The 25,121-nt window shown below is 67.8% G+C and carries 24 protein-coding genes; 14 read left to right on the forward strand and 10 right to left on the reverse strand.

Annotation, left to right across the window (positions count from 1 at the left end; translation table 11 throughout):
- Positions 1–153 precede the first annotated feature (153 nt).
- Both DM816_RS11270 and ychF read left to right on the forward strand, forming a co-directional pair.
- Positions 154–1,047, forward strand: a complete 894-nt coding sequence (locus tag DM816_RS11270; protein WP_117210111.1) for a restriction endonuclease — start codon at positions 154–156, stop codon at positions 1,045–1,047.
- Positions 1,048–1,208: 161 nt separating this feature from the next.
- The gene (ychF, locus tag DM816_RS11275) at positions 1,209–2,282 is read left to right on the forward strand and encodes a redox-regulated ATPase YchF (protein WP_117210112.1); all 1,074 of its coding nucleotides are present in this window, start codon (positions 1,209–1,211) and stop codon (positions 2,280–2,282) included.
- Here the strand turns inward: ychF and DM816_RS11280 are convergent.
- Positions 2,272–2,682 carry a (deoxy)nucleoside triphosphate pyrophosphohydrolase gene (locus tag DM816_RS11280; RefSeq protein WP_246001868.1) on the reverse strand — a complete coding sequence of 137 codons (411 nt, stop codon included), beginning with the start codon at positions 2,680–2,682 and terminating at the stop codon, positions 2,272–2,274. The two genes, ychF and DM816_RS11280, sit on opposite strands and share 11 nt — an antisense overlap.
- A gap of 187 nt (positions 2,683–2,869) precedes the next feature.
- On the opposite strand from DM816_RS11280, the gene DM816_RS11285 reads away from it, so the two are divergent.
- Positions 2,870–3,172, forward strand: a complete 303-nt coding sequence (locus DM816_RS11285) for a 4a-hydroxytetrahydrobiopterin dehydratase (RefSeq protein ID WP_117210114.1) — start codon at positions 2,870–2,872, stop codon at positions 3,170–3,172.
- A gap of 114 nt (positions 3,173–3,286) precedes the next feature.
- Here the strand turns inward: DM816_RS11285 and DM816_RS11290 are convergent, their stop codons facing one another.
- The 6 genes from DM816_RS11290 to DM816_RS11315 all read right to left on the reverse strand — a co-directional run bounded on the left by DM816_RS11290 (position 3,287) and on the right by DM816_RS11315 (position 10,171).
- Positions 3,287–3,601, reverse strand: a complete 315-nt coding sequence (locus DM816_RS11290) for an STAS domain-containing protein (protein WP_162907350.1) — start codon at positions 3,599–3,601, stop codon at positions 3,287–3,289.
- 35 nt (positions 3,602–3,636) lie between these two features.
- Complete coding sequence (locus tag DM816_RS11295) at positions 3,637–4,626, reverse strand: succinate dehydrogenase/fumarate reductase iron-sulfur subunit (protein WP_117210116.1); 990 nt, start codon at positions 4,624–4,626, stop codon at positions 3,637–3,639.
- 61 nt (positions 4,627–4,687) lie between these two features.
- Positions 4,688–6,562: a fumarate reductase/succinate dehydrogenase flavoprotein subunit gene (locus tag DM816_RS11300; protein WP_117210117.1), complete on the reverse strand. Its 1,875-nt coding sequence runs from the start codon at positions 6,560–6,562 to the stop codon at positions 4,688–4,690.
- Positions 6,562–7,371 carry a hypothetical protein gene (locus tag DM816_RS11305; protein WP_117210118.1) on the reverse strand — a complete coding sequence of 270 codons (810 nt, stop codon included), beginning with the start codon at positions 7,369–7,371 and terminating at the stop codon, positions 6,562–6,564. The genes DM816_RS11300 and DM816_RS11305 overlap by 1 nt, the downstream gene beginning before the upstream one ends.
- A 71-nt stretch (positions 7,372–7,442) precedes the next feature.
- A complete protein-coding gene (locus DM816_RS11310; protein WP_117210119.1) occupies positions 7,443–8,744 on the reverse strand; it encodes a TldD/PmbA family protein in 1,302 nt (433 codons plus the stop codon).
- Positions 8,741–10,171 carry a TldD/PmbA family protein gene (locus DM816_RS11315; RefSeq protein ID WP_117210120.1) on the reverse strand — a complete coding sequence of 477 codons (1,431 nt, stop codon included), beginning with the start codon at positions 10,169–10,171 and terminating at the stop codon, positions 8,741–8,743. Before DM816_RS11315 ends, DM816_RS11310 begins: the two co-directional genes overlap by 4 nt.
- 54 nt (positions 10,172–10,225) lie before the next feature.
- Here DM816_RS11315 and DM816_RS11320 point away from each other — a divergent pair, with 54 nt between their 5' ends.
- Genes DM816_RS11320 through DM816_RS11330 form a run of 3 tightly spaced genes read left to right on the forward strand, consistent with a single transcriptional unit; the run spans position 10,226 to position 12,884 of the window.
- On the forward strand, positions 10,226–11,137 hold the full coding sequence (locus DM816_RS11320) for an ABC transporter ATP-binding protein (RefSeq protein WP_117210121.1): 912 nt from the start codon (positions 10,226–10,228) through the stop codon (positions 11,135–11,137).
- Positions 11,138–11,149: 12 nt separating this feature from the next.
- A complete protein-coding gene (locus DM816_RS11325; protein WP_117210122.1) occupies positions 11,150–12,106 on the forward strand; it encodes an ATP-binding cassette domain-containing protein in 957 nt (318 codons plus the stop codon).
- Positions 12,090–12,884: an ABC transporter permease gene (locus DM816_RS11330; RefSeq protein ID WP_117210123.1), complete on the forward strand. Its 795-nt coding sequence runs from the start codon at positions 12,090–12,092 to the stop codon at positions 12,882–12,884. The genes DM816_RS11325 and DM816_RS11330 overlap by 17 nt, the downstream gene beginning before the upstream one ends.
- 334 nt (positions 12,885–13,218) lie before the next feature.
- On the opposite strand, the gene DM816_RS11340 is transcribed toward DM816_RS11330, so the two are convergent.
- A complete protein-coding gene (locus tag DM816_RS11340; protein ID WP_117210125.1) occupies positions 13,219–14,904 on the reverse strand; it encodes a S9 family peptidase in 1,686 nt (561 codons plus the stop codon).
- A 142-nt stretch (positions 14,905–15,046) separates the two neighbouring features.
- On the opposite strand from DM816_RS11340, the gene mshB reads away from it, so the two are divergent.
- From mshB to DM816_RS11360, 4 genes are all read left to right on the forward strand, one after another.
- On the forward strand, positions 15,047–15,907 hold the full coding sequence (gene mshB / locus DM816_RS11345) for an N-acetyl-1-D-myo-inositol-2-amino-2-deoxy-alpha-D-glucopyranoside deacetylase (protein WP_170318804.1): 861 nt from the start codon (positions 15,047–15,049) through the stop codon (positions 15,905–15,907).
- Entirely contained in the window at positions 15,894–16,265 is a 372-nt protein-coding gene (locus DM816_RS11350; protein WP_117210126.1) for a hypothetical protein, read from the forward strand. The genes mshB and DM816_RS11350 overlap by 14 nt, the downstream gene beginning before the upstream one ends.
- Before the next feature lie 183 nt (positions 16,266–16,448).
- Positions 16,449–18,086: a VanW family protein gene (locus DM816_RS11355; protein WP_246001870.1), complete on the forward strand. Its 1,638-nt coding sequence runs from the start codon at positions 16,449–16,451 to the stop codon at positions 18,084–18,086.
- Positions 18,086–18,574 carry a hypothetical protein gene (locus DM816_RS11360; RefSeq protein WP_117210128.1) on the forward strand — a complete coding sequence of 163 codons (489 nt, stop codon included), beginning with the start codon at positions 18,086–18,088 and terminating at the stop codon, positions 18,572–18,574. Before DM816_RS11355 ends, DM816_RS11360 begins: the two co-directional genes overlap by 1 nt.
- Positions 18,575–18,623: 49 nt before the next feature.
- Here the strand turns inward: DM816_RS11360 and DM816_RS11365 are convergent, their stop codons facing one another.
- Positions 18,624–20,258, reverse strand: coding sequence for an alpha/beta fold hydrolase (locus DM816_RS11365; protein WP_211588641.1), 1,635 nt, complete (start codon positions 20,256–20,258; stop codon positions 18,624–18,626).
- A gap of 111 nt (positions 20,259–20,369) precedes the next feature.
- Here DM816_RS11365 and DM816_RS11370 point away from each other — a divergent pair, with 111 nt between their 5' ends.
- The 4 genes from DM816_RS11370 to DM816_RS11385 all read left to right on the forward strand — a co-directional run bounded on the left by DM816_RS11370 (position 20,370) and on the right by DM816_RS11385 (position 24,887).
- Complete coding sequence (locus tag DM816_RS11370) at positions 20,370–21,509, forward strand: sensor histidine kinase (RefSeq protein WP_117210129.1); 1,140 nt, start codon at positions 20,370–20,372, stop codon at positions 21,507–21,509.
- Positions 21,506–22,159, forward strand: a complete 654-nt coding sequence (locus DM816_RS11375; RefSeq protein ID WP_117210130.1) for a response regulator — start codon at positions 21,506–21,508, stop codon at positions 22,157–22,159. The genes DM816_RS11370 and DM816_RS11375 overlap by 4 nt, the downstream gene beginning before the upstream one ends.
- Before the next feature lie 87 nt (positions 22,160–22,246).
- On the forward strand, positions 22,247–23,749 hold the full coding sequence (locus DM816_RS11380; RefSeq protein ID WP_211588642.1) for an alpha/beta hydrolase: 1,503 nt from the start codon (positions 22,247–22,249) through the stop codon (positions 23,747–23,749).
- 382 nt (positions 23,750–24,131) lie between these two features.
- A complete protein-coding gene (locus tag DM816_RS11385; protein ID WP_117210132.1) occupies positions 24,132–24,887 on the forward strand; it encodes a VOC family protein in 756 nt (251 codons plus the stop codon).
- Here the strand turns inward: DM816_RS11385 and DM816_RS11390 are convergent.
- The coding region (locus tag DM816_RS11390; protein WP_162907351.1) for a GNAT family N-acetyltransferase at positions 24,866–25,121 on the reverse strand (256 nt) is incomplete at its 5' end. The genes DM816_RS11385 and DM816_RS11390 overlap by 22 nt on opposite strands.

Consider the following 25,121-nt stretch of genomic DNA (forward strand, 5'->3'; position numbering starts at 1 on the left):
CGTTATCGGCGAAAGCAAGCTTCTTGGGCGTGAGTCTGACCATAGGCATCGTCAACCACGACATAAGAACAGACGATCTCGTCGTTCATGGCACTGGCATCGACTGATTTGTCCGGTATCCTCCAAATCCCTCAGTTTGCGGAAGGCTCTCAGATGACGCTCGCCATCCCCAGGTACCACAAGCTGATGTGGCCGGCGCTCACAGCCTTCAAGCAGCTGGGTGGTTCGGCGACGGTCAACGAGCTGTATGGGCTCGTCGTGCAGAACGAGGGCTTCACCGAAGAGCAGCAGGCTGTCGTCGCACCGAATGGCCGGGAGGCTCAGATCCAGTACCGGCTGAGGTGGGCGCTGACCCACTTGAAGGCGATCGGCGCGGCGAACAACACTGCTCGTGGCGTGTGGGCGATCACCGAGCACGGCGATTCGCTCACCGAGGACCAGATGATCAGCGAGCACTGGGCTTATCGCGACGAGCTACGGCGCAAGCGAGCTGCTCGTGCGGATGGGTCGGAGACCACCGACGTCGGAGGTGAGGAGGAAGTGGACGACGCTGGTGGTGACGAGCCCGACGGCACCGAGGTCGAGTGGAAGGACCAGCTCCTCACGTGCCTGCGAGCCCTTTCCCCGGAAGGATTTGAGCGCCTCTCGCAGTTGTTGTTGCGCGAAGCGGGCTTCGAGAACGTTGTCGTCACTGGGAGGTCCGGTGACGGTGGCATCGACGGCAAGGGAGCCTATCGGTTCGCGCTCGTGTCATTCCCAGTCTTCTTCCAGTGCAAGCGATACACGGGTTCTGTGACGGCAGGTGAAGTCCGCGACTTCCGCGGGGCGATGGATGGCCGAGGTGGGAATGGTCTCTTCATCACGACAGGAGCCTTCACTCGTGACGCGCGAAAGGAAGCGGCCCGAGACGGGGCAAAGCCGATCGATCTGATTGACGGCACTGAGCTCTGCGACCTGCTGCGTCGGTTTCGGCTCGGGGTATCGGTGACCAAGCGGGTGGTGGAGGACATCGCCGTCAAACCCGAATTCTTCGACGAGTATCGCTAGCTCGACTGGGTGCGACGCCTTCGTCCCGGACCTTGTCTTGGTCAGCTGCCCGAGCGTGGAGGAGATGGTGTCGGATGAACCTCGTAGACTCGTCTGAGTAGCTGGATAGGCGGATCACTCCGAGCCACGAAATTACAGGTCAGAAGGGTACTCGCGTTCGTATGTCACTCACCATTGGGATCGTCGGCCTGCCCAACGTCGGCAAGAGCACCCTGTTCAATGCATTGACCCGCAACGATGTGCTCGCGGCGAACTACCCGTTCGCCACGATCGAGCCCAATGTCGGCGTGGTCGGCCTGCCCGACGAGCGGCTGACAAAGCTGGCCGAGATGTTCGCCTCGCAGCGCATCGTGCCCGCCCCTGTGTCCTTTGTGGACATCGCGGGGTTGGTGCGCGGCGCCTCGAAGGGGCAGGGGCGCGGCAACGCGTTCCTGGCCAACATCCGCGAGGCGAGCGCCATCTGCCAGGTGGTGCGCGCCTTCAGTGACCCCAACGTGGTGCACGTGGAGGGCAAGATCTCACCGCGCGACGACATCGAGACCATCAACACCGAGCTGATCCTCGCCGACCTGCAGACCATCGAAAGGGCGTTGCCACGCCTGGAGAAGGAGGGCAAGACGCGCAAGGATCGCCTGCCCGTGTTCCAGGCGGCCAAGGAGGCGGGCGAGATACTCAACAACGGCACGACGCTCTACGCGGCCGGTGTGGACCTCGAACCACTCCGCGAGCTACACCTGCTGACCGGCAAGCCGTTCCTCTACGTGTTCAATGTGGACGAGGAGGAGCTGGCCAATCAGGCGTTCCTGGACGAGCTGCGGGCACTGGTGGCGCCCGCCGAGGCCATCTTCATGGACGCGAAGATCGAGTCCGAGCTGATCGATCTGCCGGAGGACGAGGCGCGCGAGATGCTGGAGGCGATCGGGCAACCCGAGCCAGGACTCGACCAGCTGATCCGGGTCGGCTTCCGCACACTGGGCCTGCAGACCTACCTGACGGCCGGGCCCAAGGAGGCGCGGGCGTGGACCGTCCCGGTCGGCGCCACCGCGCCGGAGGCCGCGGGCGTCATCCACTCCGACTTCCAGCGCGGGTTCATCAAAGCCGAGATCGTGGGATACGACGACCTCATGGCGGCCGGCTCGATGGCGGCGGCCAAGGCGGCCGGCAAGGTCCGCATCGAGGGCAAGGACTACGTGATGGCTGACGGCGACGTGGTCGAGTTCCGGTTCAACGTGTGATGTCCATGTGGGCCGGCAGGACCGCCACGATGGGCGCGTCGGCCGGCAGCCACGTGACGGAGTCGAGTTCGTCGACGGCGAGCCAGCGTAGGTCGCTGTGCTCCAGCGGCTCCGGCGTTCCCTGCACGAGCTGCGCCGCGTAGACCCGCAGCACGGCCCGCCCGTTGCCCAGCGGCACATCCTGCCCCACCCGCACGCCGACCGCGATGACGACCCCGAGCTCCTCCTCGCACTCGCGCACGAGGGCCGCCTCCTCGGTCTCGCCGGGCTCCACCTTGCCGCCCGGAAACTCCCACTTTCCCGCGACCTCGGGCGGATCGGAGCGCTCACAGGCCAAAACGCGTCCGTCGGAGACTATCGCGGCACCGACGATGACGCGGAGATCGGAGAAAGTAGGCACGGGATGACAGCGTGCCAGACGAACGGCCATAACACGATTGGCCATGTCGGCAGCGTCCTGCGAAGTACCTGAAGGTCGGTTTTGTGTGCGTGGACACACAGCGGGTAAGCAGGCAGGATAGGAGAACCGGAAGGCAACGGTGCGGAGAAGATTCGGCCACAAGCCGGCAACGACGCTGGAGGTGTGAATGGGCGTGGTCTGGAAGCGGGGCCAGAGACGCGACTACCTCAGCGACGCACTATCGCAGCTGTCGGGATGGCTGCACGACGGTGATTGCATCCGCAGGACGCTTCTGCTTGACGACGCTCAGCATGCCATCCTGACGGAGCGGATCCAGATCGCGGCCGAGGCGCTGGGAGTGCGCCCACAGATCCGGCGCCTCGATGGGCGCACGCAGATCCAGGTCTGCTCGGAAAGCGACGGCCGGCTGACCCCCGCCGAGGTGGGCTTGGCCGCCCGGGTCGAGGCTGTGTATCAGTCGCTGTCGTGAAGCGCGTCGCATCAAATCAAGCGGCCCGGGTCGAGGCTGTGTATCAGTTGCTTTCGCGAAGTGCGCCGCCTCAAATCAGGCGGCCTGCGACGAGGCCGTCTATCAGTCGCTGTCCTAGGTTCCAGTTCCGAGCAATGAGTCCACGCCGGCGAGGCGGAGGGTGCGCTGCACGCCCGGCTGGATGGTGTGGAAGTTCACCTCCACGTCGCGGTTGATGGCATGCCGGTACACCGTGAGCAGCGCCCGGATGCCGGAGGAGTCTAGGAACGCGAGCTCGGCGAAATTCATGTCCAGGCGCGTGCATTTCGAGCCGTCGATGGCGTTGAGTAGCCAATCGGTTACCTGATCGGCATTGGCGAAGTCGATTTCTCCGACGAGGCGGACGGTACAGACGCCGTCTACCACAGTCATTCGGTAGGCGCGGGGCATCCAGATCATTTAACCCGGATGACCCGCGCCAAACCTTATTTTTTGTCCGGATGGTAGTAGTTCAGGTCACCGGGATCGAGCGGGAACTGAGTCTGGTCGCCGAACGGGGACGCGGCGGCCACGCGGTCGGAGAGCATCTCGTTGAGGTTGACGTGGCCGTCGGGGCCCACCTCCGGGCCCGCGGCCTCGGCCGAGCGGCTGAAGTCGACCGGCGCCTTGCCCTCCATGACCGTGACCGGGGGAGAGTGCAGGGTGGGTTCGGCGGGCGCGGCCGTGGGCAGCTGGTCCCGCCGGAGAATCTTGCGAGCGATCACCACGAGCGGATCATACCGGCGATCGACGACGCGCTCCTTCATCGGGATGATCGCGTTGTCAGTGATCTTGATGTGCTCCGGGCACACCTCGGTGCAGCACTTGGTGATGTTGCAGTAGCCCAGCCCCTGCTGCTGCGTGGCGAACTCCTTGCGGTCGCCGCGCGCGTCCAACGGGTGCATGTCGAGCTCGGCCGCGCGGATGAAGAACCGCGGGCCGGCGAACTCGCGCTTGTTTTCCTCGTGGTCGCGCACGACGTGGCAGGTGTTCTGGCACAGGAAGCACTCGATGCACTTGCGGAACTCCTGCGAGCGCTCGACATCGATCTGCTGCATGCGATAGTCGCCCGGCGCGACATCCGCGGGCGGAGCGAACGCCGGCAGTTCACGTGCCTTCTGGTAGTTGTACGACACGTCCGTCACCAGATCGCGGATCACCGGGAACGTGCGCAGCGGCGTCACCGTCACGGTCTCGCTCTCCTCGAATGTGGACATCCGGGTCATGCACGCCAACCGCGGCATACCGTTGATCTCCATCGAGCACGAGCCGCACTTGCCCGCCTTGCAGTTCCACCGGCACGCCAGATCGGGCTCCTGCGTGGCCTGCAGCCGGTGGATGACGTCGAGCACGACCTCGCCCTCGTTGACCTCCACCTGGTAGTCGTTGAGCCGGCCGCCGGACGAGTCGCCGCGCCAAACCTTGAACTTCCTCACTTGCTTCCTCCGCTGCGCTCCGGGAGCCCTGGCTTTTGATTCACTCGGGGCGAGCCCTCGCTCATGACTGCGACAGCTCCTCGTCGGTCATGTACTTGGCGAGCTCCGACTTGTCGAACAGGTCGAGTAGATCGGGCCGCATGGTGGGGACGGGCTGGCGCGTCAACTCCACGTCCCCCGACGAAGGGGCGAGCCCGCACACCAGGTTGATCCGGCGCCACTGTGGGTCCATCTTCGGGTAGTCCTCGCGGGTGTGCCCGCCGCGCGACTCCGTGCGCTCCAGCGCTGCCTTGGCCGTGCACTCCGACACCACCAGCATGTTGCGCAGGTCAAGCGCCAGGTGCCAGCCGGGGTTGTAGCGGCGGCCGCCCGTGGCGCCGACCTTCTGCACCCGCTCCTTGAGCGCGGCCAGGTCGATGATGGCCTGCTGCAGCTCGCCCTCGCGCCGGATGATGCCCACGAGGCTGCCCATGACCTCCTGCAGCTCGTGCTGCAGCGTGTATGGGTTTTCCCCGCCGTCCCGCGAAAGCGGCGCGAGCGCGAACTCCGACGCGGCGTCCACATCGGACGGACGCACCTTCGGCCTGCCGTCCAAAGCGGACGCATATGCCGCCGCGTGCTCACCGGCCCGCTTGCCGAACACCAGCAGGTCGGACAGGCTGTTGCCGCCCAAGCGGTTTGAGCCGTGCATGCCGCCCGAGCACTCGCCCGCCGCGAACAGGCCCGGCACCGAGGTCGCGGCCGTGTCGGCGTCGACCTCGATGCCGCCCATGACGTAGTGGCACGTCGGCCCGACCTCCATGGGCTGCTTGGTGATGTCGACGTCGGCCAGCTCCTTGAACTGGTGATACATCGAGGGCAGCTTCTTGCGGATCACCTCGGCCGGAAGCCGCTTGCTGACATCGAGATAAACCCCTCCGGATTTGGTACCGCGTCCGGCCTTCACCTCGCTGTTGATCGCACGCGCGACCTCATCGCGCGGCAGGAGCTCCGGCGGCCGCCGGTTGTTGTCCGGATCGGTGTACCACCTGTCGGCCTCCTCGGGCGTCTCCGCGTACTGCTTGCGGAACACGTCGGGGACATATTTGAACATGAATCTCTCACCGAGCGTGTTGGTGAGGATCCCGCCGTCGCCGCGCACCGACTCGGTCACGAGGATGCCCTTGACCGACGGCGGCCACACCATGCCGGTCGGGTGGAACTGCAGGAACTCCATGTTGATCAGCTTGGCCCCGGCACGCAGCGCGAGCGCGTGGCCATCGCCCGTGTATTCCCAGGAATTCGACGTCACCTTGTATGACTTGCCGACCCCACCGGTGGCGAGCACGATCGCCGGCGCCTCGAACAGCACGAACTCGCCGGACTCGCGGTAGTACCCGAACGCGCCCGCGATCGCCCCTTCAGGAGAGAGCATCAGCTCCGTGATGGTCGTCTCGGCGAACACGCGGATGCGCGCCTCATAGTCGCCGTATTGCGCCTTGTCCTCCTGCTGCAGCGACACGATCTTCTGCTGCAGCGTGCGGATCAGCTCCAGCCCGGTGCGGTCGCCGACGTGCGCCAGGCGCGGGTATTCGTGCCCGCCGAAGTTGCGCTGCGAGATGCGCCCATCCCGCGTCCGGTCGAACAGCGCGCCGTAGGTCTCCAGCTCCCAGATCCGGTCCGGCGACTCCTTGGCGTGCAGCTCGGCCATGCGGAAGTTGTTGAGGAACTTGCCGCCGCGCATGGTGTCGCGGTAGTGCACCATCCAGTTGTCGTTGCTGTTGACGTTGCCCATCGCGGCGGCCGCGCCGCCCTCGGCCATGACCGTGTGCGCCTTGCCGAACAGCGACTTGGAGATGATCGCGGTGCGCTTGCCGGCCAGCCGGGCCTCGATGGCGGCCCGCAGCCCGGCGCCGCCCGCGCCGATCACGACGACATCGTATTGGTACTTGTCCATTAGCCCACGAACCTTAGGTCACTAATCCAATCGGCGGCCACGGCCATGATGTACGCGTCGGTGACGGCCAGTGTCGCCAGCGTGATCCAGGCCAGGCCCATGTGCCGGGAGTTGAGCTTCGACACGAGCGTCCACGCCTTGTACCGCATGGGATGCTTCGAGAAGTGCTTGAGCCGCCCGCCGACGATGTGGCGGCACGAGTGGCACGACAGCGTGTAGGCCCACAACATGATGACGTTGACCCACAGGATCACGTTGCCCAGCCCGAAGCCGAACGACCCATCGGACTTCACGTGCGCCAGCACGGCGTCGTAAGTATTGATGATCGAGATGATCCCCGCGGCGTAGAACGCGTACCGGTGGAAATTCTGGAAGATGAGCGGGAAGCGCGTCTCGCCGCCGTAGCGCTTGTGCCCGTCGGGCACCGCGCACGCGGGCGGCGACATCCAGAACGACCGGTAGTAAGCCTTCCGGTAGTAATAGCACGTCAGGCGGAAGAGCAGCAGGAACGGCAGGCTCAGTGCGGCATAGGGGATCAGCGGGTGATCCGGCAGGAAGCGCCCGAAGTGCGCGGCGCCCTCGACGCAGCCCATCGACACGCACGGCGAATAGAAGGGCGTGAGGTAGCTGTATGCCTCCACCCAATAGTTGTCCTGCAGGAACACGCGGACCGTTGCGTAGGCCACCCACGCGGTGAGCCCAACCACCGTGAGCAGCGGAGCGAGCCACCACCGGTCGGTGCGCAACGTCTTGGCCGCGATCTCGGCGCGAGACTTCGCGCCGGTCGGCCTCGTTGCCAACGTCGTCATCTTTGTCTCTCCAGCACAGCAGGGCCCAGTTAACGGGCTCGATCACCGACACGGTACGCCCGCGCGTTGTCTCACCCGCTCGCGCCCCCGGTGAAGTTCCACGACGCGAGGCGCATGGCGGGGCAGGAGACGTTCTGCAGCTCCCGCCTGATGTTGGGCAGCGGGGTCACCTCGGCCCCGATGCCGAGCACCCGGCCCGGCGCGAGCGCGCTCACATAGCCTTGTGTGAAGCGGAAATTGCGCACCGGCCGCACGATCTCACCGTGCTCGACCAGCCAGGCCCCGTTGCGGGTGAGACCGGTGATCACCAGCGTGCGGGGGTCGAGCACGCGGGTGTACCAAAAATCACTCACCAAAATCCCGCGGCGCATTTCACTGATCATCTGCTCGGCGCTGGACGAGCCGCCCGCGAAGGCGAGGTTGACGGCCATCGGGCCCCAGTTGTCGTCCGAGAGCGCGTGCCCGGTGGAGGCGGTGCCCGCCTCGGCGGCCGAGCGCCGGTCGTATGCCACCGTGCGCGTGACCCCGTGCTCGACCAGGCTCAGGTGGCCGCGCGGCGTGCCCTCGTGGTCGAACGGCCGCCCGCCAACGCCCGCGAACGGGTCGTCGTAGATGCTCACTGCCGGGTCGAACTGGGCCTCGCCGAGATGCGCGAAGCAGCGCCCGTCGTTGAGATATTTCCCATTGAAGCCGTGGTACGAGAAGTTGCTCAGGATGTCGGCGACCGCCTCCGGCTGGAGCACGACCTCGTACCGGCCCGGCGGCAGCTCCACGGGATCGCCCTGCGCCCGTGCCGACGCGGCCGCACGCGCACCGAGCGCCGCCCCGTCGATGTCGGACAGTTGCACGGCGTGGCGTCGCGCGACCCCGTCGGCGCCGTCGTGCCGGGCTATGCCGTCCATGTCGGCGCTCGTGGCGGTGGCGTCGAGCGCCTGCCCGGCCGAGTTGCGGTAGGAGCCCGCCCAACGGACCGTGCGGCAGTAGCCCGCGGTCGACAGGCCACCGGCCGCCTCCACGAAGCCACGCACCACTTCGGCCCGCGCGTCGGGCCCGGGGTCGGTCGGGTCCAGCTGCGGGGTGCCCGCGAGGGACGCGGCAGGAGCGAGCCCAGGCCAACCGGGGTCGCGCGGCGCATCGCCGAGGATGGCGGCGGCCCGGTCAATGAGCGCCTGCGGGTCGGCTGTGGTCGACAGCGCGATGGTGCGCCCTTCGTGGTGCACGCGCAGGCCGACGGTGGTCGTGTCCTCGGCGACGTTCTGGTGGATGAACGAGTTGGCGAAGCGGGTCAGCGCCGCGCGGTTGTGCTCGACCGTCACCTCTATATCCGCACCGGGCAGGGCCTTGCGGGCCTGCTCGAAGATCTGGTCGATCACGAACGCACTCCTACTCGCACGTGCTGGAAGCGGGCCGGCGCGGCGGGATGGCCGGTATGCCCGGTCTGGCTGGGCTGGCCCTTGCCGCAGTTGGGCGTGCCCCAGTTGACGATCTCGCTGGACAGCATGTCCATGGACGACCAGAAGCGCGGCCCGATCCCGGTGTAGGTCGGGTTGCGCAGCATCCGGCCGAGCTTGCCGTTTTTGACCTCGTAGCCGATCTCGCAGCCGAACTGGAAGTTGAGCCGGCGGTCATCGATCGACCAGGAGCGGTTGTTCTCCATGTACACGCCGTCGTCCGTGCTCGCGATGATCTCTTCGAGGGTGTGCGGGCCGGGCTCCAGGCCCACGTTGGTCATGCGCACCATCGGCAGGCGGGACCAGCCGTCGGAGCGCACGCTGCCGCCGTAGTCCAGCCCGGCGAGCGCGGCCGAGTCGCGGCCCGCCAGCACGCCCACCCACTGGCCGTTGCGCACCGCGTAACGCTTGGCGGCGGGCGTGCCCTCGTCGTCGAAGCCGAAGCTGCCCAGCGCGCCGGGGATCGTCGGGTCGATGGTGATGTTCATGAGCTCGGACCCGTATTTGAGGTTGCCGAGGCGGGAAAGGTCGAGCCAGGACGTGCCGGCGAACGCGGCCTCCCAGCCCAGGATGCGGTCGAGCTCGATGGCGTGCCCGACCGACTCGTGGATCTGCAGGCACATCTGCTCGCCGCCCAGGATCAGCGCGGTCTCGCCGGACGGGCACAGCGGCGCGCTCAGCAGCGCCCGCGACTCCTCGGCGACGCGCGCGGCGTGCGCCATCAGGTCGATCTCGTTGACCAGCTCCCAGCCGCGCGTGCCGAACTGCCCCCGCCCGGCCGGATAGGAGCGCCGCTGGGTCTCGCCATCGCCCACGCTGGTCGCGCTGATCCCGGCGCCGCACTCGCGGATGTGCTGATCTATGCGATGGCCCTCGCTGGACACGAACCACTTGCGCGTGTCCCAGATCTGGTAGTGCGCCTCGGCGAGATCGGCCCCGTGCTCGCGGATCGCCTTGGTCGCGTGGACCAGGAGGTCGCCCTTGTCCGACAGCGGCACGGCGAGCGGATCGATCACGCATTCGCTTGCCCAGCTTGCGGTCTGGGCCGGCACGGGGATGAGGTCGATCGGGTCCGAAGGGACGCGAGCGCTCGCCCGAGCGATCTCCGCGGCGCGATGCCCCGCTTCGGTCACCCTTTCCATATCCGGTACGGCGAAAAAGCCCCAGCTCGATCCGACGAGTGCCCGGACACCGAGCCCCGCCGACTCGTCCGAGACGAGATCCTCGATGTCACCGTTGCGTGCGCTCATTGACTCGTATCGCTTGTGCATGACGCGTGCGTCGGCGTAACGAGCACCGGCGTCAAGCGCGGCGGACACGGCCGCCTGCGCGGCGTCGAAGTGGCCCATGTCAGTAGACCCTAGACCCTTTTGCAGGGGCCGTGCCTGCCGCATTATGGATCAATGTCGGCTGTGCTTGAGGTGAACGGTCTGGTCAAACACTTCCCCGTGCGGGGTGGGAAGGTCCGCGCGGTCGACGATCTGTCGCTGTCGGTCGGCCCGGGTGAGGCGGTGGGCCTGGTCGGCGAGTCCGGCTGCGGCAAGACCACGCTCGGGCGCATGCTGGTCGGTCTGATCGAGCCGACCGCCGGGTCGATCGCGTTCGACGGGCGCGACATCACCCGTCGGCGGTCCAAAAAGGACCGGCAGGACATCCAGATCATCTTCCAGGACCCGTACTCGTCGCTCAACCCGCGGCACACGGTCGGCGACATCGTCGCGATGCCCATGATTGTCAACGGCGTCAAGCCGCCGGGCGGAGTCAAGCGGCGCGTGCAGGAGCTGCTTGAGCTGGTGGGCCTGAATCCGGAGCACTACAATCGCTTTCCGCACGAGTTCTCGGGTGGGCAGCGGCAACGGATCGGCGTCGCGCGGGCGCTCGCGCTGCGGCCCCGGCTCATCGTGGCCGACGAACCGGTGTCCGCATTGGACGTGTCGATCCAGGCGCAGGTCGTCAACCTCCTGCGGGAGCTGCAGCGGGAGATGGGGCTGGCGTTCGTGTTCATCGCGCACGACCTTTCGATCGTGCGGCATTTCTGCACGCGTGTCGGGGTCATGTATCTGGGCAAGCTGGTGGAGCTCGGCACGCGTGAGCAGATCTACGGCGCCCCCGCGCACCCTTACACGCGGGCGTTGCTGTCGGCCGTGCCCGGATCGGCTGGGCGCATCCGGCTCGAGGGTGACGTCCCCACGCCGCTCAACCCGCCCAGCGGGTGCCGATTTCGTACCAGATGCTGGAAAGCCAAAGAAGTTTGCGCCACACAGGAACCGGTGCTGACGGCGGGAAACGTCGCATGCCACTTTCCCGAACAGTGATACTTTTCGAGAATGAGCGATGTCATCCAGGCTGAAGGTCTGGTCAAACGCTTCGGGGAGACGACAGCGCTGGCGGGGGTGGACCTGTCGGTGCGCAACGGGACGGTCCTGGGCCTGCTCGGGCCGAACGGGGCCGGCAAGACCACCATCGTGCGGATTCTGGCCACGCTGCTGCAGCCCGACAGCGGCAGGGCGACGATCGGCGGATACGACATCATGACGCAGGCGCACCAGGTGCGCCAACTGATCGGCCTCACCGGACAGTTTGCCTCGGTCGACGAAAACCTCACCGGCTTGGAAAATCTGGTGTTCGTGGGGCGCCTGCTCGGGATGCCCAAGGCGGACGCGAAGGCAAGGGCGCGCGAGCTGCTCGGGTCGTTCAAATTGGACGATGCCGGGGAACGCGCGGCCAAGACATACTCGGGCGGCATGCGACGGCGGCTCGACCTGGCCGCGTCGCTGGTCGGGCGGCCGCGGCTGCTGTATTTGGACGAGCCGACAACGGGTTTGGACCCGCGGGCGCGGATGGAGGCGTGGGAGCTCATCCGCGGCATGGTCTCGGGTGGCATGACGGTTTTGTTGACGACGCAATACCTGGACGAGGCCGACGCGCTCGCCGACGACATCGTGGTGATCGACCACGGCCGGGTGATCGCGATGGGCACGCCCGATGAGCTGAAGGCCAAAACGGCGGCGCAGACGCTGGCCGTGCGGCCGGTCGATCCGGTCCACGTGCCCACGGTCGTGGCCGCGTTGTCGGAGCTGGCACGGGTCGAGCCGGAGGTCGACGGGCAGCTGGTGAGCGCGCCCGTGGCCGACCCCGGCGTGCTGCCCCTGCTGTACCAACGCCTGGCGCAAGACGGCATCGAGGTGACCGAGCTGGGGCTGCGCAGCGCGAGCCTCAACGAGGTGTTCCTGTCGCTGACCGGCCAGCCGATCGAGGAGGAGTCCGATGACGACCGTCAATGAGGTGCGCCCGCGGGTCGGCCCGTGGGAAGGGCTGCAGCAGACGCTCACCATCGCCTGGCGCACGCTCGTGCAGATCCGGCACAACCCCTTCGAGCTCGGCGACTTCAGCTTCCAGCCCATCATGTTCGTGCTGCTGTTCACCTATGTCTTCGGCGGTGCGATCGAGGGTTCGACGAGCGGTTATCTGAGGTTCGCCCTGCCCGGGATCATTGTGATGAACATGATCTTCGTGACGATGTATGTCGGGATGGGTCTCAACACCGATCTGACCAAGGGCGTGTTCGACCGGCTTCGCTCGCTGCCGATCGCGCGGTGGGCCCCGCTCGCCGGGCGGATCGCTGCCGACCTGCTCAAGCAGGCGTGGTCGATCGCGCTGCTGCTCGGGGTCGGATACCTGCTCGGATTCCGGCTCGGCACGGGCATCGTGGGCCTGGCGGTCGCCACTGTGCTCATCCTGTTCTTCGCGCTCGCGTTCTCGTGGATTTCGGTGCTTGTCGGCGTGACCGCGCGCGATCCGGAGAAGGTGCAGATCCTGGGATACACCGCGCTGTTCCCGATCACGTTCGTCAGCAACGTCTTCGTGCGCACCGACACCATGCCGGGCTGGCTGCAGGCGGTGGTCAAGGCCAACCCGGTCTCGCAACTGTCCGACGCCGTGCGCGGCCTGCTCATCGGCGGCCCCGTCGCCCAGCCCGCCCTCTACTCCATCCTGTGGGCCATCGGCATCATGGCAGTCTTCGCCCCACTTTCCTTGTACAGACTAAAAAAACGCGTCTAACCCAGCCCCCTCTTCGCGTCGATCATGAACTTGAGTGCATGCTCGTCGGCGTGTCGTGGCAATAAGTTCATGATCGACGCGGCTGGGGTTGCCGGTGCCGTGTCGTGCGGCGCGCCCATTCTCGCGCTTGCCTCGCCCGCGGCCGCCTCGGTCCGCGCTGACGCCGCATCCCAGCCGGCGGCCGGAGTCTCGGCGCGGCAGGCGGTTCCCATCGCCACGATCTCACCGTTATCTGTTCCTACAACTGGGGATGCGAGGCGCACGGCATCGAGATCCCTTGATGCTGCAGGTTCTATGCCGCGTTCTGGCCCAGCCAACCGTCCCGCACGTGAACTCAGTGCAAAAAGCCAAGCGCCGCTTGGTGATCCGGCCCGGGAAGCACGAGCACCGACGGCGGCAGCTCTCCGAGCTCGTGCCGCGCGTAGACCTCGCTCTCGATGTCGCGCGGCCCCAGGTATCGCTCCGCGAGCGGCACGGGCGTCTGCGCCCAGTCCCACGGGTCGATCGCGATGGCCCGCTGCACGGCTTCGGGCCGGCGGGAGGCGAGCATGGCCGCGAGCCAGCCGCCGTAGCCCGACCCGACCGCCGTCACGTGGGTCAGGTCCAAATCGGAGTGTTTGTCGGCGATGGCCCGCAGCGCGTCGACCTGGTCGGCCACGGCGAGGTCGGCCAGGCGCCGGTGGGTGACCTTCTCGAAGCTCGGCGAGACGCCCACGGTCCCCCTCCCATCGATGAGAGCCACCGCGTAGCCGGCCTCGGTCCACCTCCTGGCCTCCTCGAAGGCGGCATAGTCGGCCCGGATCTGTTGTGCCGTAGGGGTTCGCGGCTGCAGCAGGATCACCGGCAGGCGCCGGCCGAACACATGCCCGGCCGGATAGAGCACGGCCGTGGGCAGCTTGCGATCGGTGACCCGGTCGACGCCGGAGTGCGGGGCGGGCGCGGGCGTGTAGTCGCTGAGCATGGCCGCGAACTTGCCCGCGTACGTGACCACCCACTGCGTGCCCTGCTGCGTGAACGACCGTGACCCGGTGACGATGGTGTCGCCGGCGCATTCGGCCGTGTGCCAGCCGGGCGTCGTGGTCAACCGGTGTACCGCCATGGCCCCGCTGGACGCGCCACGCACCCTGTACAGGTGTTGCTCGGCCGGTTCGCCCTCGCTCGCCTCGATCAGTAGCTCGCCGAGCTCGCCCCCGGCGGCGCGCGGCCCGAGCCGCCCGACAACGCGCCGGACATACAACCCGGGCGGTGTGAGCAATGTCCCATCCGCGAACAGGCAGCGCGCGTCGTATCCATCGTGCGCGATCTCCCCACCGACCAAGACTCGCCCATCGGCCAGGTGTCTGGGCGTGCCGAGCACCGGGTTGACCCAGCGCGGGTCGGCCAGCTCGGCGTGGACCTGCGTCTCGCCCGTCCGCCGGTCTATCGCGAGCACGAGCCCGTGCGACTGAGACCGCCGCAGCACCGTGATGAGCGGGCTTCCATCGACCCAGCGCACGATCCCCAGATAGGGGTAGATCTCGCGATCCCAGTGGACGTCGACCCAGCCCCCGTCCAAGTCGAGCAGGTGCAGCGAGACCTGGTCGCCCTGCAGGCGCGTGGCGAGGATGGTCTCCCCATCGGGAGCCCACCACCATCCTTCCTCGCGCCCGAAGTAGCCGCACGCCTCGTCGGGCATGCCCCAGACGATCCCGTCCTGCTCGCCTGCGAGCAGCACGTCGGCCCCGTCCTCGCGGATGACCCGGAGGGTGTTTTCGGTCAGGTATGCGATGCGGCGCCCGCTCGGATCGGGCCGAGCCGACTGTGCCGGGCCGATCGTGGGCACGCGGCCGGCTGCTTCGGTGAACACCTCCCCGTCCGACTGCCACACGATCATGCTGCCGGTCCGGTCGACGGCGTAGTCGGTCACGCCCACGCCGAGCTCGCGCACCTGCCCGCTGGGCACGTCGCAAGCGCGCAGCACGCCGTCGCGCAAGTGCAGCACGCACAGGCCATCACGGCTGACGGTGACCTCTGCCCCCATGGCCGAATGGTATCGGCGCGGCCCCCCTTCCGGCTGCGGAACCTCTGGAACTCCGTTCAGGCCACGCCGTGCTTTTGCGCGCGTGGCCGTGGCCAATGAGTGGTTCATGGCCTCCCGCTCCTGGAAAGATAGAGTCCCTGTCATGGCTGATGGTCTGGCGAGAAGCATCATGTTTGTGCATGCCCATCCCGACGACGAATCAATCGGGACCGGCGCGACGATGGCCCACTACGTGGCCACCGGGGCCCGTGTGACGCTCGTGACCTGCACGCTGGGCGAAGAGGGCGAGATCCATGTGCCCGAGCTGGCGCGGCTGGAGGCGGCCCAGGCGGACCAGCTGGGCGGCTACCGCCTGGTGGAGCTGCGCGAGGCATGCGCCGCGCTGGGCGTGACCGATCATCGGTTTCTGGGCGGGGCGGGCCGCTATCGCGATTCGGGCATGATGGGCACCCCGGCCAACGACCATCCCCGGTGCTTCTGGCGTGCCGATCTTGACGAGGCGGCCGGGTACCTCATCGAGGTTATGAAGGAAACCAGGCCCCAGGTGTTGGTCACCTACGACCCGAACGGCTTCTACGGCCACCCGGACCACATCCAGGCGCATCGGGTCGCCATGCGCGCGGCCGAGCTGGCGGGCGACGCCGCGCCTAGCAAGATCTACTGGACGGCCATGCCGCTTTCCGTGCTGAAGGCCGGGATCGAGGCGTTCGCCGAGTCGGAGCACAACCCGTTCGAGGGGATCACCGACGTCGATCAGTTCCCGTTCGGCACGCCCGACGAGCAGATCGCCGCGAGCATCGACGGGTCCGATTATCACGACGCCAAGATGGCCGCGCTGCGCGCGCATGCCACGCAGATCCCGGCGAACTCGTGGCTGTACTCGATCGCGGGCAACTTCGGCCAGGAATTCATGGGCGTCGAGCACTACACCCTCGCCCGCGGGGAGCGCGGCCCGGCCAAGGGCCCCTACGGCTGGGAAGATGATCTGTTTGCAGGGCTTTGATGTCGTGCTGCGCGTCGCCGGCGGGGCGATCGCGATCGCCATGGCGGTCGGGCTCGCGCTGCTTGAGGCGGTCTCGACGCCGGGGCCGTGGTTCATCGCCGTGCCCGCGGCGCTGATCGGCAACGTGTTCCTGGCGTGGTTCGCTGTGTCCACTGTGGAGCGTGGCTGGGCATGGCTCCTGCCCGCCGTGCCGTGGACAGTCATCATGCTGCTCGCGATCGCGCCCACGTCCGAGGGCGATCAGCTGGCCAACTCGTGGACGGGCCTGGGCGCGTTTGCCGCGGGCGCCTTCGGCTTCCTTATGCCGATCATGAGACCGAACACACATAAAATGGGCGTGTCGGGCATATCGCATTAGCCTGGTCCGGGTTTGTCAGTGCAAACGGCACTCCCTCGGAAAAAGGCTATGGATAAGCAACCAGAATCTCCCGCAGCGTCAGCGTCAGCGTCAGCGTCAGCGGCTGCGGCTGCGGCCGGGCCGCTCCGCGACCGCCCTCAGCCGGCCAAGAGCACGGCTTCGCTTACACGCAGCCGGGGGTGGTTGATCGCCGGAATTTCGACCGCGCTCGTGCTCGTCCTGGGCGGTGTGGTCACGGCGTACTCCGCTGCGCCGGACATCCCGCGCGGCGTCAGCGTGCTGGGCATCACGATCGGCGGGATGAGCCGGGACGACGCCCGGGCCGCGCTCAACGCCGGGCTCGCCGACCGGATCGACCAGCCCGTCCACGTGAAGGTCCAGGATCGGCCGGTCGATCTCAACCCGGCCGACGTCGGGCTATCCCTTGACGTCGATGCGACGGTCGAGCGGGCCGCGCGGCACAACCGGCTGCTCGCCCTGCTGGGCCGGGACCAGGTCGAGCCGGTGGTCAATGCCGACGGCAAACTCCTTGTCGCGGCCCTGAAACCGGCGGCAGACGCGGTCGGTGCTCCGGCAACCATGCCGGCCATCCGCTTCGACGGCCTGACCCCTCAACCCGTTTATCCGGTACCGGGGAAAGGCCTGGAAATTTCGACGACCACAGCTGCCGTGACCAGGTCGTGGCTGCGCGAGCCGGAAACCGTGGTCCCGATCGTCGATGTCGTCCCGGCCAGCACCCCCGCCGACGTCGATCGCATGCTCGCCGAGCTGGCCCGGCCCGCGGTCGCGGCGGGCGTCGCCATCGACACCGATCAGGGCCCGCTGACCGCCGGCCCGGAAAGTATCGCCGCGAGCCTGGTCATCGACTCCGATGAGTTCGGCAAGCTCAACCCGCATGTGGACGAAACCGCGCTGCGCAACGCGATGCAGCCCGAGCTCGCCCGGGTGGAGATCACCCCGCAGAGCGCGACCGTCGGGGATGGACAGATCGTCGCGAGCTCCGGTGGCACGCTCGTGGACACGGCCAAACTCGCGGCCGACCTGATGCCGGTGCTGCCCAAGGCGCCCGGCGCCGAGCGCGCGGTGCGGGCGGCCCTCAAGCAGGTCGAGCCGGAGACGACCACCGCGGAGCTGGAGGCGCTGGGCATCAGGGAACAGGTGTCCACGTTCACCACGTACTTCAGCGGCGGCCTGGACTCCGGGCGCAGTATCAACATCATCACGGGTGCGAAGAAGGTCGACGGCGCGATCGTCAAGCCCGGCGAGACGTTCTCGCTCAACGGTTTCACCGGTCCGCGCGGATACGAGCAGGGCTACAAGGACGCCCCGATCATCATGAACGGCAAGCTCGTGCCGGGCGTGGGCGGCGGCATGTCGCAGTTCACCACGACCCTGTTCAACGCGGCCTACTACGCGGGCATGGAGGACGTGGAGCACCAGCCGCACACCCTCTACTTCTCCAGCTATCCTTCGGTGATCGAAGCCACGATCTTCTATCCCGAGCTGGACTTGAAGTTCCGCAACGACACCCAGCACGGCGTGCTCATCGACACCTCGTACACCGACGACTCGATCACCGTGAGCATGTGGTCGACCAAGGTCTACGACAAGATCCGCACCGAGTGGAGCGCCAAGCGCGACTTCACCGAGCCCGAGGAGATCCAATCCAGCGGGTCCGACTGCATCGCCCGTCCCGGCTCGCAGGGCTTCCGCCAGGACGCCTGGCGGATCTTTGAAAAAGGCGGCAAAGAGGTGAGGCGGGAGAAGTTCTCCTGGCGGTACGATGCTGAGCCACGCGTAACGTGTCGTGGGAGGAATTGATGGCACTCAGGTGGCGGGAGCTGCTGGTCAGGTGGCGCGAGGTCGCCATTCTCGTCGGCGTCCTGTTCGCGATCAACGTCGCCGGCCGGTGGATCGCCAAATCGCTGAAGGCGGAGAACAGTCAGGCGCTCGAGGACCGCAAGGCGCTCGCGGGCTTCATCATCATCGGTGTGCTCGGCCTGGTCTTCATGGGCGTGACAATCTATTGGGGCCGCGTGCGCCCGTTCAACCGGGTCGGGTTCGACCTCGGCGTGTCGGCATTGGCCGCCTGCCTGCTGAGCGTCTTCATCGGCCCGTTGACGGTCGGCGAGTCGCCGTTCGCCAACGGGGCCGGTGCCTTCTTCGCCCAGGTGTGGACCTGGGGCGGCATCGCCATCGGCGGCACCGCCCTCGGTTACATCGTGTTGGTCGCGCTTGCCGCGGATTACCGGGCGCGCCAGCTCAAGGCGTTCGCCGAGCGCAAGAAGGTCGTGCCCAAGCGCGTCTGAGCTGTGCCTTCTTTGCTCCTGCCAAGGCAAGCCGCGGGGCAGCGCCGCCCTAAAGTCGGCCTCTTCCCTCCCGATCCTGGAGCCGGAAGAGCGTGGCTCCAGGATCGCTTCGTCCGGAGGCCGACGGCGGCGCTGTGGCGGTGGGCGTGGGGATTCCCTCGCACCGGTCGTGCGTCTTCGCGCGGCCGGTGTCGAAGTATGCCAGCAGCTTCGCTACGCACCCGGGCGCGAACGGCACCGAGCCGTGCACGTCGTCGTCGACCGTGAGCACCGAACCGCCGACGCGCAGCTGCGTCTCCCACGTCCACTGGTAGGGCGACGGCGCCTCATGCAGGTGCCCTGACAGGACCACCGAGGCGTTCGACCGTCGCAAGTGGACCGGTTGTGGCTCGTGCGGCCAGCCCGTGCAGTTGGCGGTGAAGGGCACCATCGCGGCACCGATCAGCGGGTTGTCGGCGAGCCGGCGCTGATATGCCGCCCACGCCGCCGCGAAATCGTTGCGCGGCCCCGTGTCCTCGTTGCAGAAGACGGCCGTTCCCATGGTCTGGTTGAACCGGTCCGGCAGCCCCGCAGGCGGTGGGCCGCCCGGTCCACCCGACAGGACCTCCTTCACCGTGGGCGGGGCCAGCGGCCCGATCGCGTCGCGGATCTCCTTGAGCACCTGCGCGGCCAGCGGCCACGTCGGTGAGTCTTGCCCACTGGCCAGAGCGATGAACTCGGCGTCGAAGACGAAGTCGAGATCGGTGAACCTTCTCGGGTTGGCGTCGAAGTCCCGTTGCAGCCCGAGCAGAGCCGACTCGACCTGCTCGCGGGTGGTGCCGAAGCCGTACTCGGCGTGGAATCCGGCCAGCCACGTGGCGAAGCGCGACGCGTTACGCTCGGCCGCAGCGGTGCGCTCGTTGAGGAACCGGTCGAACCGGTGGCCGGGGATGGCCGTGCTGTCCAGCCACATTCGGCCGACCCGCTCGGGGAACAGGTTGCGGAACACGACGCCGAGCCACGTGCCCCACGAGACGCCGAAGAAGCTGAGCTTGCGCTCGCCCAGCCCGGCCCGGATCCGGTCGAGGTCGCGGGCCACGCTGACCGTGGTCAGCTGGGAGATGAAGGCCGGATCGGTGTTGCCGCAGGCCTGGTTGAACGCCACCTCGGCGGCGTAGATCTGACGAGCCTCCTGCTCGGTCAGCGGGCCCGGCTGCGGCTCGGGGAACGGGCCGGGCGGCGCACAGTTCATCTTGGAGCTGTAGCCGACGCCGCGCGGGTCGAACCCGATCAGGTCGTAGCGCTCGTTGAGCCGGGCCATATCGGGGTTGAACAGGATGTTGATCGGCATCAGATAGCCGCTGCCGCCGGGGCCGCCCGGGTTGAACCCCATGCTGCCGATCCTGCGTGCCTGGTCGGTGGCACGCACCCGGTTGAGCGCGACGGTGATCTGGCGCCCCTTGGGGTTGCGGTAGTCCAGCGGCACCTGGATCGTGCCGCACTCCGTGCGCGCCCACAGCTCCCGGAACGCCGGGATGCGGTCGGTGGGGAACATGAACCTCAGCACCTCGTCGGAGTATTGCGGGCAGTCGTGCCATCTGATCGCCGCCGCAAGGGGGGCGGGAGAAGAAGGCGCGGCGGTTGCGGGCGTGGCGAACCCTGCGAGCAGGGCAGCCGTCAAGCCGAGCACCATGAGCTTTTTCATGCGACCGATCCTGCGCGGCCGATTGATGCCCGCACATCCGTCTTCAGTCGGCTCGCACATCTGACTTTAGACAGATCCGGTGAGCGTCTCCGGTGGGTAGGCTCGCGACCTATGTGGCGCAGACCGTGGGTGCAGGACGTCGGACTGGCGTCGGTGCTCGTGGTCAGCTGCGCCCTGCTCGATGATCCCAGGACGCCCGCGATGTGGTGGGCCGCGACGTTCATGGCGGGCGTCGGGGTCGCGCTGCGCCGGGTCGCGCCGCTACCGATGCTCGCCCTGTGCGCGGTCGCCGCCGGCATTCACCTGACGTCGGATGCACCCTTCGTGATCGTGGATCTGGCCACGCCGATCCTGCTCTACACGGTCGCCGACCGCTACCGCCGGGCCGTGTCGCTGTCGTGCCTCGCCATCCTGCTGCCCCTGGGCGCGGTGTTGAGCGTGGTGCAGACGGCAGACCGCGATTTCGCATGGGAGCGCCAGGTGTCCGTCGCACCGATCGTCGAGCCGCCCCCGAGGCCGAACCCCCCGGGCATCCTGCTCATCGAGAAGCAGGCGACCACGTTCAACATCACGGGCGGGATATCCGTGCTCGGCTCGATGCTCGTGGCCGCGTGGGCCGTGGGGTCGAGCGCCCGTGGGCGGCGCCGATATCTGGAGCGCGAGCGCGACCGGCAGGCCGAGCTGGCCACGGCCGCCGAGCGGGCGCGGATCAGCCGAGAGCTGCATGACGTTGTGGCGCACGGGCTTTCGGTCATGGTCGTGCAGGCCCAGGGTGGGGCGGCGGCACTGGACAACCGGCCCGCCGACACGCGCGCCGCGCTGGAGGCGATCGTCCAAACCGGACGCAAGTCGCTGGCGGACATGCGGCACGTGCTGGGTGCGGTGGCGCGGGAGCCGCAACCCGGGCTGGCCGACGTGCGCCGCCTCGCGGCGCACGTCACCGATGCGGGCGTGCCGGTGGAGGTCGTGGTGGAGGGGCGGGCGGGTGCCCTGCCGTCCACTGTGGACCTCTCTGGGTACCGCATCATCCAAGAAGCCTTGACCAACACCATGAAGCACGCCGGGCCGGGAGCCCAGGCACGCGTCCACATCACCTATACAGATCGGGAGTTGCGCCTGCGGGTCAGCGACGACGGGGGAGCGGGGCTGCGCGGCATGCGGGAGCGGGCGGCGCTGCTGGGCGGGGAGGTCACGGCCGGTCCGACGGCCGAGGGCGGGTTCGCGGTGGACGCGAGGCTCCCGCTGACATGATTCGCGTCCTCATCACCGACGACCAGGCCTTGGTGCGCACGGGTTTCCGCATGATCCTGCAGAATGCCGGTGACATGGCGGTCGTGGGCGAGGCCGGGGACGGGGGCGCCGCGGTTGCGCAGGTCCGTGAACACGAGCCCGACGTCGTGCTGATGGACGTGCGGATGCCCATGATGGACGGGGTCGAGGCCACACGCCGCATCGTCGCGCTGGGGCTCGCGACGCGGGTGCTCGTGCTGACCACGTTCGATCTCGACGAATATGTTTACGCGGCGCTGCGGGCGGGGGCGAGCGGCTTCCTGCTCAAGGACACGCTCGCGCCCGATCTGCTGTCGGCCATCCGCGCGGTGTCGCGCGGCGACGCGATCGTGGCGCCCAGCGTGACCCGGCGGCTGCTGGAGCGTCACGTGGGCACGGGCCCGTCCGGACCCGATCCCCGGCTGACCACGCTCACCGAGCGGGAGCGCGAGGTGCTCGGCCTCATCGCGCGCGGACTGTCCAATGCGGAGATCGCGGCGCGGCTCTACCTGTCCGAGGGCACGGTCAAGACGCACGTCAGCCGGATCCTGGCCAAGCTCGGGCTGCGCGACCGGGTGCAGGCGGTGGTCTATGCCTACGAGAGCGGCCTGGTCCGCACCGGTGGCTTTTAGCCGGAGCTGAAACCGTTGGCCCGCAAGGGGATCAATGGCATGTTGCTCCTGTGGCCCGGAAACGCCCGGCCACGACGGGGAGGAAACATGCGAAGAAAACCGAGAATGTTCGTCAGCGGCGTATTGGCGCTGATCGGGGCGTTCGCCTTCTTGCCCGCGCCGGCCTCGGCCACTCCGTTGGCCGGCCCCATCGCGTGGCAACCGTGCCCGGACCGGCCCACCTTCGACTGCGCCACGATCAGCGTGCCGGTCGACTGGGGCAACCTGTTCGGTCCACGATTCGAACTGGCGCTGGCGCGCAGCCGGGCCACCGACCCGGCCCAGCGGATCGGCTCACTGGTGATCAACCCGGGCGGGCCGGGAGGCTCCGGAGTGGACTTCGTCTTCCGGAATCCATCGCCGTTGTCGGCGAACCTGCGTGCCCGGTTCGACATCGTCGGGTTCGACCCGCGGGGCGTCAACCGCAGCCGCGGGGTGACGTGCGACTCGGCACTGATCGACCAGCAGGAGGCGCTGCAGTTCCCACGCGACGCCGACGAGTTCACCGCGTTGCGCAAGACCAACGAGGAACTCGGCGCCAACTGCATCAAGCACACCGGCCAGCTGGTGGAGCACGTCGACACCGCCAGCGTGGTCCGGGACCTGGAGGCGATCCGCGCCGCGCTCGGCGAGGGCGATCTCACGTATGCCGGATTCTCCTACGGCACACTGATCGGCCAGCAGTACGCCGAGATGTTTCCCGGCAACATCCGGGCCATGCTGCTCGACTCCAACATCGACCACAGCCTGGCCCTCAGGCCATACCAGACCACCTCGGCCAAGGCCATGGAGGAGTCGTTCGAGCAGTTCGCCGACTGGTGCGAGCGCACCAAACCGTGCGCGCTGAACGGGCGTGACGTGCGGGCATTCTTCGACAACCTGCTGGCCCGCGCCGACCGGGGCGAGATCATCGATCCCGGCCCACCGCCGGTCGTGATCACGCCGCAGTTCATCATCAACACGACACTGGAGGCCATGGACATCCCCGCCCGGTTCTGGTTCCCGCTCGCGGAGCAACTCGCGGCCTGGGACGCGGGAACCGTCAGCGGCACGCGGGCGCCGCAGCAGGAAGAGATATACGACTACTACCCGATCCTGTGCGAGGACTTCGACCTGACGATCGGCTCGTTCCAGGCGCTGGAGCAGCTTCGCCGGGATCTGGCCCAGGTCGCGCGGCACACCCGGATGAACACGCTCGCCTGGACCGACATGACCGGCTGCGAGAACTGGCCGACGCAGCTGAGCAACCCGCAGCACGAGCTGGAGGTCGTCGGCGCGCCTAAGATCCTGGTGAGCAGCAGCCGGTTCGACCCGTCCACGCCGTGGGCGTGGGCGGCCAACGCGGCCGGCCAGATCGGCAGTTCCGCAGTGCTGCTCACCTACGACGGTGTGGGGCACGTCGCGTACCGGATCAGCCCGTGCGTGCAGGAAGCCTCCGACCGCTACCTGATCACGTTGGCGGCCCCGCCGCCGGGCTCGCACTGCCCGGCCATCTTCCCGACCGAGCCATCCGCGGCACCGGCACAGTTCGACGGTGTCGTGCACCGCTGATGCCGACCGACTACGTGGGCCCCGCCGAGAACCTGGCGGGGCCCACGTTGCGGTAAGCTGGGCGCGCTGTTGGTCTGAACGAGGACCTTCCCCGGGAATGAGCCCTGCAGTTGTCGCGCGAGCGGGCCCGCGCGATGCACGAGTGGCGCAGGAGCATCACCTCGCACCTGCCCGCGGACACCGATCTGGACACGTGGGGGCAGCGGGAGAGGTGCTGTCGGGGTGCTGACCACCGCCGACACAGGCGCCCAATGGACTCACCGGTTGATCCGCCGCCTGGAAGAGGGCGCCTTCACCATGGCCGGCGAGGACCCCGCCACCCGCACCGCACGTCCAATGGCGACCCAAGACAACGATCCCAGGTTCATCAGAACGGAGCCCCATGGCCAACGAGATCACCGTACCGCTGCTTCCCTGCCGGTCCATTGACGAGATCGCCGAGTTCTACACCATGCTGGGCTTCACGCGGACCTACTACCAGGTCCGCCCGAACCCGTATGTGTCGCTCAAACGTGAGGATCTCCAGCTGGACTTCTTCGGTATGCCCGAAGACTTCGATCCCGCGAACTCCTACGGGACCTGCCTGGTAATCGTGCCTGACACCGGTGAGCTCTTCGAGGCGTTCGCCGCGGGTATGCGCGAGGCCCACGGCAAAATCCTGGTCTCCGGAATTCCCCGGATGACCCGGCCCCGCAAACGAAAGAACGCCGACGACCATTCCGGATTCACCATCATCGACCCCGGCGGGAACTCGATCAGGATCGTGGCCGCCAAACCCGGGCCCGAGGGCGGGGACGCGGTCTCCGGCAAGCTCACGACAACCCTGCAAAAGGCGGTCGTCATGGGCGACTCCCACGGTGAACACCTACGGGCGGCCCAGATCCTCGATGCGGCCCTGGAACGGGACAGGGACACCGCCACGGTCGCTGAGCTACTCCAAGCGCTGGCCTACCGCGCGGAACTCGCACTCCGCGCCGAGGACACCGGCGCCGCCCGCGATGCCCTGGCACGGGCCCGCGCGCTCACCTTATCCCAAGCCGAGCGCGCCGAACTCAGCGAAACACTTGCTGCCGTCGAAGCCGTGGAGGCCAGCCTCCGGCCCACGCCACGCGACCGCTACCGCCCGTTCTCCACGTAGCGGGCGTAGGAGTGCTGTGTCTTGAAGCCCAGTGATTCGTAGAGTGCGATAGCGCCCGCGTTGTCGTCCTGCACCTGCAGGTAGGCATGGCGGGCGCCATGTGCCTCACCCCAGCGGGCCAGCGCGCCGACCGCGGCGCGGGCGAGCCCACGGCGGCGCGCGGCCGCTGCGGTCTCCACGTGGTGCAGGCCCAGCCAGCCCCGCGTCACCGTGCCTCGGGCCATCGCCAGCAGT

It is taken from the genome of Allorhizocola rhizosphaerae, from assembly GCF_003426775.1.
In the GTDB taxonomy this organism is placed as follows: Bacteria; Actinomycetota; Actinomycetes; order Mycobacteriales; family Micromonosporaceae; genus Allorhizocola; species Allorhizocola rhizosphaerae.